Origin of the sequence: Streptomyces sp. NPDC014764 (genome assembly GCF_043082785.1) — a bacterium.
Classification (GTDB): domain Bacteria; phylum Actinomycetota; class Actinomycetes; order Streptomycetales; family Streptomycetaceae; genus Streptomyces; species Streptomyces althioticus.
The window spans coordinates 1-15,408 of record NZ_JBIBXY010000001.1; the positions used below are offsets into that span (position 1 = coordinate 1).

The window sequence follows — 15,408 nt, forward strand, 5'->3', positions numbered from 1 at the left end:
CGGTCCAGCACCGCGTGCACGGCCGGGACGACGTTCTCCCCGTCGACCTCGACCACCGCGTCCCGGGGCGCCCGCAGCGCGGTGTGCAGCACCGCGCGGTCCTCGGTGGTGTTGATCCGCTCCCCGCGGAACATCGCGTCCCGCAGACCGAACACGTCCGTGGCCGCGGCCAGTTCCCGCAGCAGCCGCAGCGTCTCGTCGGTGACCAGATGCTTGGAGTAGTCGACGTACAGGTCACCGACCCGGAGGGTGTAGCCGGTGCCGCGGTCCGGGTCGGCCTCGAAAAGCTCGCGCAGCCGCACCTCGCCGAGCTCCTCACGGTGCTTGGCCAGTGCGGTCCACTCGGGCGTCTGGTTGAGCCTGCTACGGCCGTCTGCGTTCATCTCGGACTTCAGCCTTCTTCCTTGGATGTCCCCGCTGTGCCGACTGCCATCAACCTAATTGATCAGTCGTGGGGAGGACGGAAGGGTCCGGAGAGCGAACCGGCCGTGCGGCAGGCGGAGGCGCCCGAGGCCTGCCGGGTCCTAGATCTCGCCCCGCAGCTTGGCGAGCGCCTCGGCGAGGATCGCCTCGCCGTCCGCGTCGCTGCGCCGCTCGCGCACGTACGCGAGGTGCGTCTTGTAGGGCTCGGTGCGCGGCGGGTCCGGCGGGTTGTCGCGGTCCTGCCCGGCCGGGAAGCCGCAGCGTGGGCAGTCCCAGGTGTCCGGCACCTGCGCGTCGCTCGCGAAGCTCGGCTGTGTCTCGTGCCCGTTGGAGCACCAGAAGGAGACGCGCAGCCGCGGCGCGGACTCGCCGCGCTCGGCCTCGCCCATCGGCCCCGCCCCGACCCGGCTTCCCCGGATCGCGTTGCCACTTGCCACGGTCGTAACTCCCTGCGTAATGGTGCCGCGAAGCGAGTCGGCGTACCGCTTCGCTGCGAGCGCCTCAGTCTACGTAAGGCCCAACGCGCGTCCAGTGATAGGAGTTACCTGTCTCCGCATCCAGACGCAAGCCCCATGATAGGCCGCGCTCAGCGGCGCGTACCGAACATGGGGCGTTACGTGGGGAATGCGGGCGGATCGCGCCGCGTGGGTCAGTTGTTCATCTTCATCGTGACGCCGAGCACCACGATGCACGCGAACCAGAGCAGACCGATCACGACCGTGATCCGGTCGAGGTTGCGCTCGGCGACCGAGGAGCCGCCGACGGACGACTGCATGCCACCACCGAACATGTCGGAGAGGCCGCCGCCCTTCCCCTTGTGCATCAGCACCAGCAGCATCAGCAGCAGGCTGAAGACGATCAGGGCGATGGAGAACCCCAGAACCACGGCTGGACCAACTTCCTCGGAAACGGATGGACGACACGGGGCCCAGCACGGGACTGGACCCCGCAAGAGTACGACGGATCGGCCCTGTGGCCTACTCCCGCTCCGGGGTGCGCCCGCGGGCGGGCGCACCCCGGCCGGTCACTGGTCGCGGAAGCGGATGATCTTGACGAACTCGTCGGCGTCCAGCGAGGCGCCGCCGACCAGGGCGCCGTCGATGTCGGCCTGCGCCATGATCTCGGCGACGTTGCCGGACTTCACGGAGCCGCCGTACTGGATGCGGACCTTGTCGGCCAGCTCCTGGGAGTACAGCTCGGCGAGCTTGCCGCGGATCGCCCCGCAGACCTCCTGCGCGTCCTCGGCGCCGCAGACCTTGCCGGTGCCGATGGCCCACACGGGCTCGTAGGCGATCACGACGGACTCGGCCTGCTCGGCCGGGACGTCCTTCAGGCCGCCCTCGACCTGGGCGAGGGTGTGGGCGACGTGGTTGCCCGCCTCGCGGACCTCCAGCTCCTCGCCGACGCACAGGATGGGGGTGATGCCGTGCTTGAAGGCGGCCTTGACCTTGGTGTTGACGACCTCGTCGGTCTCGGCGTGGTACTGCCGGCGCTCGGAGTGGCCGACCGCGACGTAGGTGCACTTCAGCTTGGCCAGCATGGGGCCGGAGATCTCGCCGGTGTAGGCGCCGCCGTCATGGGCCGAGATGTCCTGGGCGCCGTACTTGATCTTCAGCTTGTCGCCGTCGACCAGGGTCTGCACGGAGCGCAGGTCGGTGAACGGCGGCAGGACGGCGACCTCGACGGCCTCGTAGTCCTTGTCGGCCAGGGCGAAGGCGAGCTTCTGGACGTGGGCGATGGCCTCGAGGTGGTTGAGGTTCATCTTCCAGTTGCCCGCCATCAGCGGCGTACGGGTGGTCATTGAGGGTCAGTCCTCCAGTGCTGCGAGGCCGGGGAGCGTCTTGCCCTCGAGGTATTCGAGGGAGGCGCCGCCGCCGGTCGAGATGTGGCCGAATGCCTGCTCGTCGAAGCCCAGGGTACGGACCGCGGCGGCGGAGTCCCCGCCGCCGACCACGGTGAAGCCCGGGGAGTCGAGCAGGGCCTGGGCGACCGCCTTGGTGCCCTCGGCGTAGTCGGGGTGCTCGAAGACGCCCATGGGGCCGTTCCAGAAGACGGTGGCGGCGTCGGCGAGCTTCGAGGCGTAGAGCTTGCGGGTCTCCGGGCCGATGTCCAGGCCCATCTTCCCGGCCGGCATGGCGTCCGCGGCGACGGTCTCGGGGTTGCCCGGCGCCTTGGCCTTCATGTCGGGGAACTCGTCGGCGACCAGGGTGTCGACCGGCAGCACCAGCTCGACGCCGCTCTTCTCGGCGCGCTCCAGGTACTCCTGGACGGCCGGGATCTGGTCCTCCTGGAGCAGCGAGGCGCCGACCTCGTGGCCCTGGGCCTTGAGGAAGGTGTACGCCATGCCGCCGCCGATGAGGATGCGGTCGGCCTTGCCGAGCAGCTGGTCGATGACGGCCAGCTTGTCGGAGACCTTGGCGCCGCCGAGGGCGACCACGTAGGGCCGCTTGACGTCGTCGGTGAGCTTCTTCAGCACACCGACCTCGGTGGCGATGAGGTACCCGGCGTAGTGCGGCAGGCGGGCCGGGAGGTCGAAGACCGAGGCGTGCTTGCGGTGCACCGCGCCGAAGCCGTCGCCGACGTAGACGTCGGCGAGGGCGGCGAGCCGGTCGGCGAAGGCGCCGCGCTCGGCGTCGTCCTTGCTGGTCTCGCCCGCGTTGAAGCGCAGGTTCTCGACGACGGCGACCTGGCCGTCGGCGAGGCCGGCGACGGTCGAGGAGGCGGACTCTCCGACCGTGTCGGTGGCGAACGCGACGTCGGTGCCGAGGAGTTCACCGAGGCGCGTGGCGGCCGGGGCGAGCGAGAAGGCGGGGTCCGGGGCGCCCTTGGGGCGGCCCAGGTGTGAGGCGACGACCACCCGGGCGCCCGCGCCGGCGAGCGCCTTGACGGTGGGCACCACGGCGCGGATGCGGCCGTCGTCGGTGATGGTGGTGCCGTCCAGCGGCACGTTGAGGTCGGCGCGGACGAAGACCCGCTTGCCCGCGACCCCTTCGGAGAGGAGTTCGTCGATCGTCTTCATGAGGGCTCCCTGCTAGAGCAACGTGTTCAGCGACCTGTTCGCTCGTGATCGCTCGTGATCGAAAGAGGGCGACCGTTCCGATACGTGCGTCAGGGCTCGGACGGCGCGTCGTCGCACCGTCCGAGCCCTGCACTCATATCAGGCCGTCCGCTCCGCGATCAGAGCTGGTTGCCGATGAAGACCGTCAGGTCGACGAGGCGGTTGCTGTAGCCCCACTCGTTGTCGTACCAGCCGATGACCTTCACGTTCTTGCCCTCCTGGACCATGGTCAGGGAGGAGTCGAAGGTGCAGGACGCCGGGGCGTTGACGATGTCGGAGGAGACGATCGCGTCCTCCGTGTACTCCAGGTAGCCCTTCAGCTCGCCCTCGGCGGCCTTCTGGAAGGCGGCGTTGACCTCTTCCTTGGTGACCTCGCGGGAGAGCTCGACCACCAGGTCCGTGACGGAGCCGGTGGGGACCGGGACGCGCATGGCCATGCCGTCCAGCTTGCCCTTGAGCTGCGGCAGCACCAGGGCGGTGGCCTTCGCGGCGCCCGTGGTGGTGGGGATGATGTTCTCGGCGGCGGCACGGGCGCGGCGCAGGTCCTTGTGCGGGAAGTCCAGGATGCGCTGGTCGTTCGTGTACGCGTGGACCGTCGTCATCAGGCCCTTGACGATGCCGAAGTTCTCGTCGAGGACCTTCGCCATCGGCGCCACACAGTTGGTGGTGCAGGAGGCGTTGGAGATGACGTGGTGGTTCGCCGCGTCGTACTGCTCGTGGTTCACGCCCATGACGAGGGTGATGTCCTCGCCCTTCGCCGGGGCCGAGATGACGACCTTCTTGGCGCCGCCGGTGATGTGCTTCTCGGCGTCTTCCTTCTTGGTGAAGATGCCGGTGGACTCGATGACGATGTCGACGCCCAGCTCGCCCCACGGGATGTCGGCGGGGTTGCGCTCGGAGAGGACCTTGATCGTCTTGTCGCCGACGGTGATGGTGTCCTCGGTGTGCGAGACCTCCTGCTTCAGACGGCCCAGGATGGTGTCGTACTTCAGCAGGTGCGCGGTGGTCGCCGTGTCGCCCAGGTCGTTGACGGCCACGATCTCGATGTCGGCGCCCTGCTCCAGGAGCGCGCGGAAGTAGTTCCGACCGATGCGGCCAAACCCGTTGATGCCTACGCGGATCGTCACGAACCGATCTCCTCGTTGGTACGCCGGCTCTGACGCCGGCGAGCTGTATTTGGGATGTCCCCGACCACTGTCGACCCTACCTCTCCGGGGCCCTGGCCGTGACATCGAGTTGTCCCATACCCGGCAGTGCGGTCCGTACCCGCCAGTAGGGTACGGACCGCCCCAGGGCGACGGTCTTCGGTCACCCGTTTTCGCCGTGCGTGTCCGCTTCGACGGACGCGGATGTCACCCTCTGACCGCGGCCAGCGCCTTCCTCAGCAGGGCCGCCCGGTCGGCCGCCGAGGTGAGGTGTTCCAGGCCGAATCCCAGCAGCACGGTGTCCCTGGTGGTGACCGCAGCGTAGGTCCGGAACAGCTCGCCGGTGCGGGTCCAGTCCTTCAGGACGGCCGGACTGCCCGGAGGCGGCCCGGAGACCGACCAGGCGCCCAGGGACTCCTCGAAGCCCTCGGTCGCGGTGACCGTCCCGCCCACGACCAGGGAGGCCTCGTCGGCGAGGACGCCCCGGCCGCCGCTGCCCGGGTCGGTGACGTAGGCGACCGACACCTCGGCCGTCCGGCCCGCGTAGGCGCTCAGGTCGAACTCCACCTGCTGCCAGCCGCCGGAGGACCCGGTGAGGGCGTTCCACGCGCCGGTGGTGCCGGTGGCGGTGCAGCCGTCGGCGCCGAGCGTCAGGTAGTGCTCCAGCCAGGGGTGCCCGGCGATGTAGAACCCGGCCGCGCACTCGGCGGGCACGGTGGCGCGGGTCGCGCCGCCCGCCTCGGGCAGGGTCGTCCAGTCGTCGCCGCCGGCGGTCCGCGCCTCGACGATCACGTTGTCGTACCCGGGCTCGGTGTCCCACAGCAGGCGGGTGCGCAGCGTGGGCCGCTCGGCGGCGGTGACACCGGTGAGGTCGACGGTGCGGGTGAGGCGCTTGTAGCCGTCGTCGGTGTGCACGGCGGCCGCCATGGAGGAGCCCGCGTAGGGCCCGTACGGGTTGACCGTGCCGGTGAACGACCCGGCGCCGGCGCTCGTGAACTGCGGGTACGCGGCGGGCGGCAGCTCGTCCGAGGTGAGGGCGAAGCTGCCGGGCCGGTCGAGCGGGTTCCCGGGCGCGTCGTCCAGCGGCCCGCCGCTGCCGGCGAGGCGCCCGGCGCCCGTGAACGCGGTGGCGCCGGAGGTGGCGGTGCGGGAGTAGGCGCCCAGGTAGTACTGGCTGAAGTCGTCGGACAGGACTCCGTCTCCGAGGTCCACGCTGCCGCCTGCCTGCTCGCCCGCCTCGATCAGCCGGCCGCCTTCGTTCAGGTAGGCCCGCAGCTGGAGCTGGGTGGGGACGCCCGGGACAGCGGCCCCGGTGTGGTGGACGACGGTGCGGAAGTGGCTCAGCACGCCGAGCGCGTCCGGCGCGCCCTTCTCGGCCACGTCCCAGACGACGGCGCTGCGCCCGTTCGCCCGCAGCGCGTCGACGTACGTCTTCGTGGTAGCGGCCTTCGCGCCCTCCTCGGACACGACGAGGACGTCCGCGCGGGGCCGCTGCGCCACGGTGTACGTGAACGGCTTGCTGGACGCCTTCTCGGCGGCCCGGGCCTTGCCGGTGAACCAGACCTCGACCCGGTCGCCGGGCCCGGCGTGCCGGACCTTCGCACGGTACTCGTCGAAGTAGAGGTCGTCCTCGCCGCCGTAGCGCTCGCCGCCCCGCCAGGCGTTGAGGTCCGCGCTGTGCGTGCGTCCGCCGTTCACCCGGTACCGCAGCTCCTTGTCGCGCACCGACTTGCGGGCCACGACGGAGACCTCCTGGTCCTCACCGCGCGCGTAGGACGTCGTGAAGGCCGCCGGGGTGAAGTCCGCGGCCTCCAGGCCGGCCGCGGAGGACGGCCGGTCGGGGTGCGCGGCGGACTCGGCGACGGACAGCGCGAACGGGACGTTCTTGGAGAACTCCTGCTGGATCAGCTTCTCGTCGTCCGGGAAGGTGAAGATCGAGCGGCAGTCGCCGGGCTCCCAGGCGTCGTCGGGGTCGTACGCCGAGGCGGTCTGGCAGGTCGACATCTCCGGGGTGAACATCGCCATGCCGTTGACGTTGGCCGCGTGCCCGTCCGCCTCGCCGTTGGTGGTGTACAGCTCGGAGGAGAGCTGCGGATGGTAGCCGGGGATCGCCGAGTCGTCCGGCGTGCCCGCGAGCGCCTCGTACAGCACGTCGTCGGGGGTCGGCGTGGCCACCTGCCAGCCGACGCCGTAGAGGAGCAGCTCGGCCGCGGAGTGGTAGTTGATGCCGTAGGTGAAGCCGACGCGCTTCTGGAAGGCGTCGATCGCCTTGGTCTCGGGCTCGGAGCCCGGGGAGGCGCCCCGGTACGTCTGGCTCGACGGGCTGGGCGAGGAACCTTCGTCGTCGTAGCCCCACTTGTAGGGGAAGTTCCGGTTGAGGTCGACGCCGTCGCCGGAGCCGATCCTCCCGTCGCCGTTGACGTCCCGCAGGTTCTTGCGCCACAGACGGTTGGCGTCGTCGGCGAACGTGTGGTCGTAGCCGTCGGGGTTGGCGGAGAGGACGAACCACAGCTCGGTGGTGTCGACGATCCTCTTGATCCGCCTGTCGGTCCGGTAGCGGTCCAGGTAGTGGTGCATCAGCCGGCGGGTCATCTCCGGCGTGATCCACTCACGGGCGTGCTGGTTGGCCATGTAGAGAACGGCCGGCCTGGAGCCGTCCTTCTTCGTGCGGGCCTGCTTGCTGAGCTTCAGGGCGAGGATGTCCTTGCCCTGCACGGTCTTCCCGATGGAGACGACCTTGGTGAGGGAGGGATTGCGCTGCGCGGTGCGCAGGATCTCCTCCCTGAGGCCGCCCTTGCCGCTGTACGGCCGGAACACGCCCTCGGCCGCGTCCGCCACGCGCTTCTCCACCCGCGCGGGCAGCGTGTGCTCGGTGAGGCCGACGCCCTGCTTCTCCAGCTTCCGGGCCTGTCCCTCGGTGAGGTACACCTCGACGGCGGCCGTGCCCCGTTCGGGCACCCGTTCGCCGAGTTCATGACCGTCCTGCCCCGCCGCCAGCAGCAGGGGTACCTGCTGCCGTGTGACGTCGGCGCGGTAGACCTTGACCTCGCCGGGGTCACCGGACGAGGGCGGTGCGGGCTGTGCCTGGGCGACGGGTGCGAAGCCGGCTCCGCCGAGCAGGAGCGTGCCGACAGCGAGGATCGATCTCGCTCTTCGTCTCATGAGCCCCCCTGAAAGAGGTCCGCCACGACAGCGAACAGATGCCAGGCTCATGACACAACATGATCGAGTCAAGGGCGCCGCCACGACACACGGAACCGGCGCCGTTCACCCAAGCGGGCGGCGGCGCCGGTGTGTTGATCGTCCGTCAGGAGACGGTCACCCGTCCGGGTCAGACGCCGATCTTGTCGTCCAGTTCCTCGCCGAGGTTGGCCTCCGTGCCTGGGATCCCGAGGTCCTGGGCGCGCTTGTCCGCCATGGCCAGCAGCCGGCGGATGCGCCCGGCCACCGCGTCCTTGGTGAGCGGCGGGTCGGCGAGCGCGCCCAGCTCCTCCAGGGAGGCCTGCTTGTGCTCCATGCGCAGCCTGCCGGCGGCGGCGAGGTGCTCGGGAACGTCGTCCGCGAGGATCTCCAGGGCCCGCTGGACCCTGGCACCCGCCGCGACCGCCGCGCGGGCGGAACGGCGCAGGTTGGCGTCGTCGAAGTTGGCCAGCCGGTTCGCCGTGGCCCGCACCTCTCGGCGCATCCGGCGCTCCTCCCAGGCCAGCACCGACTCGTGCGCGCCGAGCCGGGTGAGCAGCGCGCCGATCGCGTCGCCGTCCCGGACGACCACGCGGTCCACGCCGCGCACCTCACGCGCCTTGGCGGCGATGTGCAGCCGGCGGGCGGCGCCGACCAGGGCGAGCGCGGCCTCGGGACCGGGGCAGGTCACCTCCAGGGAGGAGGAGCGGCCGGGCTCGGTGAGGGAGCCGTGCGCGAGGAAGGCGCCCCGCCAGGCCGCCTCGGCGTCACAGGTGGCCCCCGAGACCACCTGCGGGGGCAGGCCGCGGATCGGGCGGCCCCGCCCGTCCACCAGGCCGGTCTGACGGGCGAGCTGGTCACCGCCCGCGACCACGCGCACCACGTAGCGAGAGCCCCGGCGCAGTCCGCCCGGCGCCATCACGATCAGTTCGGAGCTGTGGCCGAAGATCTCCAGGATGTCCCGCTTGAGCCGCCGGGCGGCCATCGCGGTGTCCAGCTCCGCCTCGATCACGATGCGCCCGCTGACCAGGTGGAGGCCGCCGGCGAACCGCAGAATGGCGGAGACCTCCGCCTTCCTGCAGCAGGTACGGGTGACGGGGAGCCGGCTGATCTCGTCCTTCACCGCTGCCGTCATCGCCATGGGCCGATCCTTCCATGCATCCGAAAAATACGGTCGTACGCGGCGGCCAACAGCTCCGGGTCGTGCCGGGGGCTTCCGTCGGGCCGGGCCACGGGGGCCAGCTCGACCGCGGCGCCGAACCGCTTGGCGGCATCGGTCAGCAAGTCGCGGTCGGGCACGGCGGCCTCGTCGGCCAGCACCACGTCCAGGGCGAGTTTAGGGGCGTGTCGCCCCAAAACCTCCAAATGACGCTGCGGGGAGAAGCCCTCGGTTTCTCCGGGTTGCGGAGCGAGGTTCAGCGAGAGTACCCGCCGGGCCTTCGTCTCGACGAGGGCGTCCAGCAGCTCCGGGACCAGCAGGTGCGGGATCACCGAGGAGAACCAGGAGCCGGGTCCCAGCACCACCCAGTCGGCGTCCAGCACCGCCGCGACCGCCTCGGGCACGGCCGGCGGGTCGTTCGGCACGAGGTGCACCGACTGCACCTCACCGGGGGTGAGGGCGACGGTGGCCTGGCCGCGCACGGTGTCGATGTCGTCGGGGCGCTCCGGGTCGTGCCCTCTGACCAGCGCCTGGAGCTCCAGCGGCACGGCGGACATGGGCAGCACCCGGCCGTGCGCGCCGAGCAGCCGGCCCACCAGATCCAGCGCCTGGACGTGGTCGCCGAGCTGCTCCCACAGGGCGACGATCAGCAGGTTGCCGACCGCGTGCTCGTGCAGGTCGCCCCGGGACTGGAAGCGGTGCTGGATGACGCGCGCCCAGGTCTGCCCCCAGTCGTCGTCCCCGCACAGCGCCGCCAGCGCTTTGCGCAGGTCGCCGGGGGGCAGCACGCCCAGCTCGTCGCGCAGGCGGCCGCTGGAGCCGCCGTCGTCGGCGACGGTGACCACGGCCGTGAGGTCGCCGGTGATCCGGCGGAGAGCGGCGAGCGACGCGGACAAGCCCATGCCGCCGCCGAGGGCGACGACCTTCGGCTGGGCGCCTCTGCGGCGCGGGCGCGCGCCGCGCGTCTCGGCCGGCCGGTCGGCGCGGCCCTCGGGGACCGCCCTGCGCAGCCGGCTCAGCCGCGGAGTACGCCGTGTCATTCCCGTCCCATGTCCCGGTGGACGACCACCGTCTCCACGCCCTCGGCGGCGAGCCGGGCGGCGAGCTTCTCCGACATGGCGACCGAGCGGTGCTTGCCGCCCGTGCAGCCGACCGCGATGGTCACGTAGCGCTTGCCCTCACGGCGGTAGCCCGCAGCGACCATGCGCAGCAGCTCGGCGTACCGGTCGAGGAACTCCTTGGCGCCGGGCTGGTTGAAGACGTACGACGCCACCTCCTCGTTGAGGCCGGTGTAGGGGCGCAGCTCCGGGATCCAGTGCGGGTTGGGCAGGAACCGCATGTCCACGACGAGGTCGGCGTCGACCGGCAGACCGTACTTGAAGCCGAAGGACATCACGGTGGCCCGCAGCTCGGGCTCCTCCTCGCCGGCGAACTGCGCGTGCATCTTGGCGCGAAGCTCGTGGACGTTGAGCCCGGAGGTGTCGATGACGAGGTCGGCGTCGCCGCGCAGCTCGCGCAGCAGCTCCCGCTCGGCGGCGATGCCGTCGACGATCCGGCCGTCGCCCTGGAGGGGGTGCGGGCGGCGCACCGACTCGAAGCGGCGCACCAGGGCGTCGTCGGAGGACTCCAGAAAGACCGTGCGACGGGTGACCCCGCGCGCGTCGAGGTCGGCGAGGGACTCGCGCAGATTGTCGAAGAAGCGCCGGCCGCGGACGTCGACGACGACCGCGATCCGCGCCACGTTCCCCTGGGAGCGCGCGCCCAGTTCCACCATGGTGGTGATCAGCGCGGGCGGCAGGTTGTCGACGACGAACCAGCCGAGGTCCTCCAGGCACTTCGCGGCCGTCGACCGGCCCGCCCCGGACATCCCGGAAATGATCACCAGCTCGGGGATGCCCGCCTCGGGCACCCCGCCGTTGTCCTTGCCCGTCTTCACCTGTGCTCCGTTGTCCTGCCGGGCGCCGGCCCCGTCCGCCTGCTGTGCCGCCCGGTCCCCGGGCCCTGTCTCGTGCTCGGTCATCGCTCCTGCCCCCGTCGTTCGTCCGGGGCGCCCGTGGACACGGGCTCCCCCGGAGAACCCGTCTGCTGCCCGGGTTCTTCCGTGTCATCCATGATCTCGCCCGTGGCCGTGTTCACGGCGGGACCGCCGGGTACCGCCTGGGCGAGCGCCGCGACGATCGCCTCGGCCGTCTTACGGCCTATGCCCGGAACGTCACAGATCTGCTCGATTGTCGCCGACCGCAGCCGCTTCAACGAACCGAAGTGCTTGAGCAGTGCCTGCTTCCGGGTCTCGCCGAGACCGGGGACGTCGTCCAGAGGGCTGGAGCGGAAGCGCTTGGCGCGCTTGGTGCGCTGGTAGGTGATCGCGAAGCGGTGCGCCTCGTCCCTGATGCGCTGCAGCAGGTACAGGCCCTCGCTCGTACGGGGCAGCACCACCGGGTCGTCGTCACCGGGCAGCCACACCTCCTCCAGCCGCTTGGCGAGGCCGCACACCGCGATGTCGTCGATGCCCAGCTCGTCCAGTGCCCGGCGGGCCGCCGCGACCTGCGGCGCGCCGCCGTCCACCACGACGAGCTGCGGCGGATAGGCGAACCGCTTGGGGCGGCCGTCGTCCTCGGTGAGGGTGCTCGCGGGCGGCTCGGCGAGGCCCGCGGAGGCCGTCCCGGGGTCCGCCTGCGCACCGGGCTCGGCGCCCGGCTCCTCTCCGTCGGTCCACTCCCCCGTACGCTCCTTCTCCGCCAGGTAGCGGCGGAAGCGGCGGGTGATCACCTCGTGCATGGACCGCACGTCGTCCTGGCCGGCGAAGCCCTTGATCTGGAAGCGGCGGTACTCGCTCTTGCGGGCCAGCCCGTCCTCGAAGACGACCATGGAGGCCACCACGTCGTCGCCCTGCAGGTGCGAGATGTCGTAGCACTCGATCCGCAGCGGGGCGCTGTCCAGGCCCAGGGCGTCGCTGATCTCCTCCAGGGCGCGCGAACGCGTGGTGAGGTCGGAGGCGCGCTTGGTCTTGTGCAGCACGAGCGCCTGCTGGGCGTTGCGCTCGACGGTCTCCATCAGCGCCTTCTTGTCGCCGCGCTGCGGCACGCGCAGGGAGACGTTCGACCCGCGCCGGCCGGTCAGCCACTCCTGCACCGGCTCCACCGGGTCCGGCAGGGCGGGGACGAGCACCTCGCGCGGCACGGCGTCGCCGGTCTCCTCGCCGTAGAGCTGCTGCAGGGCGTGCTCGACCAGGGCGCCGGTGGTGATCTCCTCGACCTTGTCCGTGACCCAGCCGCGCTGGCCGCGCACGCGCCCGCCGCGCACGTGGAAGATCTGGACGGCCGCCTCCAGCTCGTCCTCGGCGACCGCGATCAGGTCGGCGTCGGTGGCGTCCGCCAGCACCACCGCGTTCTTCTCCATGGCCCTCTTCAGCGCGCCGATGTCGTCGCGCAGGCGCGCGGCCCGCTCGTACTCCATCTCCTCGGCCGCCTCCGCCATCTGCCTCTCCAGACGGCGCAGATAGGTGCCGGTGCGCCCGGCCATGAAGTCGCAGAACTCCCCGGCCAGCTCCCGGTGGTCCTCGGCGGAGATCCGCTCCACGCAGGGCGCCGAGCACTTGCCGATGTATCCGAGCAGGCAGGGGCGGCCGGTACGGGCGGCGTTCTTGAACACGCCCGCGGAGCAGGTGCGCACCGGGAAGACGCGCAGCATCAGGTCCACGGTGTCGCGGATCGCCCAGGCGTGCGCGTACGGACCGAAGTACCGCACGCCCTTCTTCTTGTGACCGCGCATCACCTGCACGCGCGGGTACTCCTCGTTCATCGTCACCGCGAGGTACGGGTAGCTCTTGTCGTCGCGGTACTTGACGTTGAACCGGGGGTCGAACTCCTTGATCCAGGAGTACTCCAGCTGCAGCGCCTCGACCTCGGTCGACACCACCGTCCACTCCACGGACGCGGCCGTGGTGACCATCGAGCGGGTGCGCGGGTGCAGCCCGGCCAGGTCCTGGAAGTAGTTCGCCAGGCGCTGGCGCAGGCTTTTCGCCTTCCCGACGTAGATCACCCGGCGGTGCTCGTCACGGAACCGGTAGACCCCCGGCGAGTCGGGGATCTCACCCGGTCTGGGGCGGTAGCTGGAGGGGTCGGCCATGCAACACACCCTACTGGCGGACACCGACACCACGGCGGGGCCGGGGGAGCGCGAGAGCCGGGCGCACGGCGTGGCCGGGAGGGGGCGGGGAGAGGCACCGCGAGCCTCGCGACAGGGGTCCGCGGGGCCAGGTCGGCAGGTCTGCCGGGGCTGATGCGGGCCGGATGGGTTACGGCGGCCGGTAAGCGGGAATGTGGGGGGTCCGTGCCTCGGGCGATCACCGAAGCCGGCGGACGGACCGCAGCAGCGGTCCGCCCGGCGGTCCGCACCGGCTCTCCTGCCGGTGGTCCGAGGCGGTCGTGACAGCGGTCACTCACGTGGCTGCGAGTCGGGAGGTCGTATGCGCCAGACGCGGATCGAGAAAACACGACGGCCGGCCCGGTACCGCCGGTACTCGGACGAGACGGCTGCCTTCCCCGAGTCCCTCGACCCGCGCGACCCCGACATCGTGCGCGCGAAGCGCCTCCGGGCCGCGGACTCGCGGCTCCGCGGCGGGAACCGTGCCGACGGGGCCTGATCCCGGACGAAGACGTACACACCTGAGGGGGCCGTACCGGCCGCACGGCCGGTACGGCCCCCTCGCGTGTGCCGCTCTTGCCGCCAGACGGTTGTCGGGACTTGGTCAACACGCTTCAATGCGGGGGAACTCGGGGCGCTGAACGACGGCGTACGCATGTGAAGACCGCGCCGTGCCGACGGGGGCGGGCTCCCGGGGTGCTCCGTGCGAACGGTCTGACCAGCCGTTGTGACATTCACAGAAAGGCCCCTGCATGCCGCACGCCACACAGCACGCGGACGCCGTCACCGCAGAACTGGACTCGGCCCTGCGCGGCGGCCCGTTCCACGTCGCCCTGCGCGCCGCCATCGCCGCGCGGGGCCTGCCGTTGCAGCGGGTGCAGCACCACTTGTCGCGTCACGGCGTGAAGGTGGGAGTCACCAGTCTGAGCTACTGGCAGCAGGGCGCCCGCCGCCCGCAGCGCCCGGAGTCGCTGCGCGCCGTCCGCGCGCTGGAGGAGATCCTGCAGCTGCCGGAGGAGTCGCTGATCCGTCTGCTCGCCGAGACGGACGACCGGGCCGGGGACCGCGGCTCCGCCGGCCGCACCTACCGCTCCCTCGTCGAGGCCTCGGGCGTCCTGGACAAGCTCCTGGCCGGGTTCGGCGCCCCGCGCGACGGCGGGCTGCACACCCTGGGCCATCACGAGCGCGTCCGCATCGGCACCCGCCGGGAACTGGCGGAACGCGAGTCCCACCACATCGTGCGCGCCCACCGCGACGGCGTCGACCGCTACATCGCCGTCCACCACGGCGACCCGGGCGCCGACCCGGAGCGCATGTACGTCCGCGCCCTGGAGAACTGCCGCATCGGCCGCATACGCCGGCACCACGACACCGGCGTCCTCGCCGCCGAGCTGCTCTTCGACATCCGGCTGCGCGCCGGCGACACCTTCCTCTTCCGGTACACCGTGGAGGACGGCACGGCAGACGTCTGCCGCGAGTACGTACGGGGCGCCGACTCCCCCGGCGGCCAGTACGCACTCCAGGTCTGCTTCGACACCGCCGCGCTTCCGGTGCGGTGCCACCGTTTCACCCAGCACTCGGCGGCGGCCCCGCGCGGGGGACGCCAGGAGCTGCCCCTCAGCGCCCGGCACCGCTCGGTGCACCTGGTGGAACCACGCCTGCGGGCCGGTTACGTCGGGATCACCTGGGACTGGGAGTGATCCCGGCCGGCCCCGGGTGACGCCTCCCCGCCCGGGAGTCAGTCCTGGGGCCTGGCGACCAGGGTGCCGTTTTTCACCTCGACGGCCAGCGGCTTCAGGGGCGCCACGGCCGGCTCCCGCAGCACCTTCCCGGTGGTGACGTCGAACTCGCTGCCGTGACACGGACAGACCAGTCGGGTCCCGTCCAGCTTGTTGATGGGGCACCCCGCGTGCGTGCACACGGTGTTGTACGCAGTGAAGGAACCGTCCTCGCCCCGGCTGACCACCACGTTGTGGTCCCGGTACAGCTTCGCGCTCCCCGCCGCCACCTCGCTCTGCGGGCCCAGCTCGACGGGCCCCGCCAGGGCGGCGGACCTGTTGTCGTCGCCGCCCCCGCACGCGGTGAGTCCCAGCCCTGCGACGGGTGTCAGGGCGGCGCCTCGCAGGACGGTCCGGCGGGTCGCGGCGGGTCGGGCGGACATGTGGGCTCCCACGGTCGGTACGCGGTGGACGAGTGTTCACCGGGACGATACCGGGGGTGAGCGGGGTGGCTGGACGCGGGTGGTAAACGCTCGCGTAAACGCTTACGCAAGCGTTTACGACCCCCACTCGCATGCG

General features: G+C 71.5%; 13 protein-coding genes and 1 pseudogene. 2 read left to right on the plus strand and 12 right to left on the minus strand.

The window, feature by feature from the left end; translation table 11 throughout:
• The 11 genes and pseudogenes from ACF1AG_RS00005 to uvrC form a co-directional block, all read right to left on the minus strand.
• Window positions 1-383, minus strand: a pseudogene (locus tag ACF1AG_RS00005) (glucose-6-phosphate isomerase); the annotation flags it as partial.
• 141 nt (window positions 384-524) lie between these two features.
• On the minus strand, window positions 525-860 hold the full coding sequence (locus tag ACF1AG_RS00010; protein ID WP_078066843.1) for an RNA polymerase-binding protein RbpA: 336 nt from the start codon (window positions 858-860) through the stop codon (window positions 525-527).
• A 212-nt stretch (window positions 861-1,072) separates the two neighbouring features.
• Complete coding sequence (secG, locus tag ACF1AG_RS00015; RefSeq protein ID WP_161107353.1) at window positions 1,073-1,309, minus strand: preprotein translocase subunit SecG; 237 nt, start codon at window positions 1,307-1,309, stop codon at window positions 1,073-1,075.
• 138 nt (window positions 1,310-1,447) lie between these two features.
• A complete protein-coding gene (tpiA, locus tag ACF1AG_RS00020) occupies window positions 1,448-2,224 on the minus strand; it encodes a triose-phosphate isomerase (protein WP_359601837.1) in 777 nt (258 codons plus the stop codon).
• Between the two features lie 6 nt (window positions 2,225-2,230).
• Complete coding sequence (locus ACF1AG_RS00025; protein WP_359601838.1) at window positions 2,231-3,442, minus strand: phosphoglycerate kinase; 1,212 nt, start codon at window positions 3,440-3,442, stop codon at window positions 2,231-2,233.
• A gap of 158 nt (window positions 3,443-3,600) precedes the next feature.
• Window positions 3,601-4,608 carry a type I glyceraldehyde-3-phosphate dehydrogenase gene (gene gap, locus ACF1AG_RS00030; RefSeq protein ID WP_006135274.1) on the minus strand — a complete coding sequence of 336 codons (1,008 nt, stop codon included), beginning with the start codon at window positions 4,606-4,608 and terminating at the stop codon, window positions 3,601-3,603.
• A 225-nt stretch (window positions 4,609-4,833) separates the two neighbouring features.
• Window positions 4,834-7,788, minus strand: a complete 2,955-nt coding sequence (locus tag ACF1AG_RS00035; RefSeq protein ID WP_391809131.1) for a M14 family zinc carboxypeptidase — start codon at window positions 7,786-7,788, stop codon at window positions 4,834-4,836.
• Between the two features lie 169 nt (window positions 7,789-7,957).
• On the minus strand, window positions 7,958-8,947 hold the full coding sequence (whiA, locus tag ACF1AG_RS00040; protein WP_359601840.1) for a DNA-binding protein WhiA: 990 nt from the start codon (window positions 8,945-8,947) through the stop codon (window positions 7,958-7,960).
• Window positions 8,938-10,005, minus strand: coding sequence for a uridine diphosphate-N-acetylglucosamine-binding protein YvcK (gene yvcK / locus ACF1AG_RS00045; protein WP_359601841.1), 1,068 nt, complete (start codon window positions 10,003-10,005; stop codon window positions 8,938-8,940). The genes whiA and yvcK overlap by 10 nt, the downstream gene beginning before the upstream one ends.
• The gene (gene rapZ / locus ACF1AG_RS00050; protein WP_359601842.1) at window positions 10,002-10,985 is read right to left on the minus strand and encodes an RNase adapter RapZ; all 984 of its coding nucleotides are present in this window, start codon (window positions 10,983-10,985) and stop codon (window positions 10,002-10,004) included. The genes yvcK and rapZ overlap by 4 nt, the downstream gene beginning before the upstream one ends.
• Window positions 10,982-13,093, minus strand: a complete 2,112-nt coding sequence (uvrC, locus tag ACF1AG_RS00055) for an excinuclease ABC subunit UvrC (protein WP_359601843.1) — start codon at window positions 13,091-13,093, stop codon at window positions 10,982-10,984. The genes rapZ and uvrC overlap by 4 nt, the downstream gene beginning before the upstream one ends.
• Window positions 13,094-13,433: 340 nt before the next feature.
• Between uvrC and ACF1AG_RS00060 the strand changes: the two genes are divergently transcribed.
• Window positions 13,434-13,610: a hypothetical protein gene (locus tag ACF1AG_RS00060; protein ID WP_359601844.1), complete on the plus strand. Its 177-nt coding sequence runs from the start codon at window positions 13,434-13,436 to the stop codon at window positions 13,608-13,610.
• A 253-nt stretch (window positions 13,611-13,863) separates the two neighbouring features.
• On the plus strand, window positions 13,864-14,811 hold the full coding sequence (locus ACF1AG_RS00065) for a hypothetical protein (RefSeq protein WP_359601845.1): 948 nt from the start codon (window positions 13,864-13,866) through the stop codon (window positions 14,809-14,811).
• Between the two features lie 38 nt (window positions 14,812-14,849).
• Here ACF1AG_RS00065 and ACF1AG_RS00070 read toward each other — a convergent pair whose 3' ends face one another.
• Window positions 14,850-15,272 carry a Rieske (2Fe-2S) protein gene (locus ACF1AG_RS00070; protein ID WP_359601846.1) on the minus strand — a complete coding sequence of 141 codons (423 nt, stop codon included), beginning with the start codon at window positions 15,270-15,272 and terminating at the stop codon, window positions 14,850-14,852.
• Between the last annotated feature and the right edge of the window lie 136 nt (window positions 15,273-15,408).

Coding starts and splice junctions, on each gene's coding strand:
- tpiA (WP_359601837.1), bottom strand. CDS start 2,224: ATGACCACCCGTACGCCGCTGATGGCGGGCAACTGGAAGATGAACCTC.
- ACF1AG_RS00025 (WP_359601838.1), bottom strand. CDS start 3,442: ATGAAGACGATCGACGAACTCCTCTCCGAAGGGGTCGCGGGCAAGCGG.
- ACF1AG_RS00035 (WP_391809131.1), bottom strand. CDS start 7,788: ATGAGACGAAGAGCGAGATCGATCCTCGCTGTCGGCACGCTCCTGCTC.
- whiA (WP_359601840.1), bottom strand. CDS start 8,947: ATGGCGATGACGGCAGCGGTGAAGGACGAGATCAGCCGGCTCCCCGTC.
- yvcK (WP_359601841.1), bottom strand. CDS start 10,005: ATGACACGGCGTACTCCGCGGCTGAGCCGGCTGCGCAGGGCGGTCCCC.
- rapZ (WP_359601842.1), bottom strand. CDS start 10,985: ATGACCGAGCACGAGACAGGGCCCGGGGACCGGGCGGCACAGCAGGCG.
- uvrC (WP_359601843.1), bottom strand. CDS start 13,093: ATGGCCGACCCCTCCAGCTACCGCCCCAGACCGGGTGAGATCCCCGAC.
- ACF1AG_RS00060 (WP_359601844.1), top strand. CDS start 13,434: ATGCGCCAGACGCGGATCGAGAAAACACGACGGCCGGCCCGGTACCGC.
- ACF1AG_RS00065 (WP_359601845.1), top strand. CDS start 13,864: ATGCCGCACGCCACACAGCACGCGGACGCCGTCACCGCAGAACTGGAC.
- ACF1AG_RS00070 (WP_359601846.1), bottom strand. CDS start 15,272: ATGTCCGCCCGACCCGCCGCGACCCGCCGGACCGTCCTGCGAGGCGCC.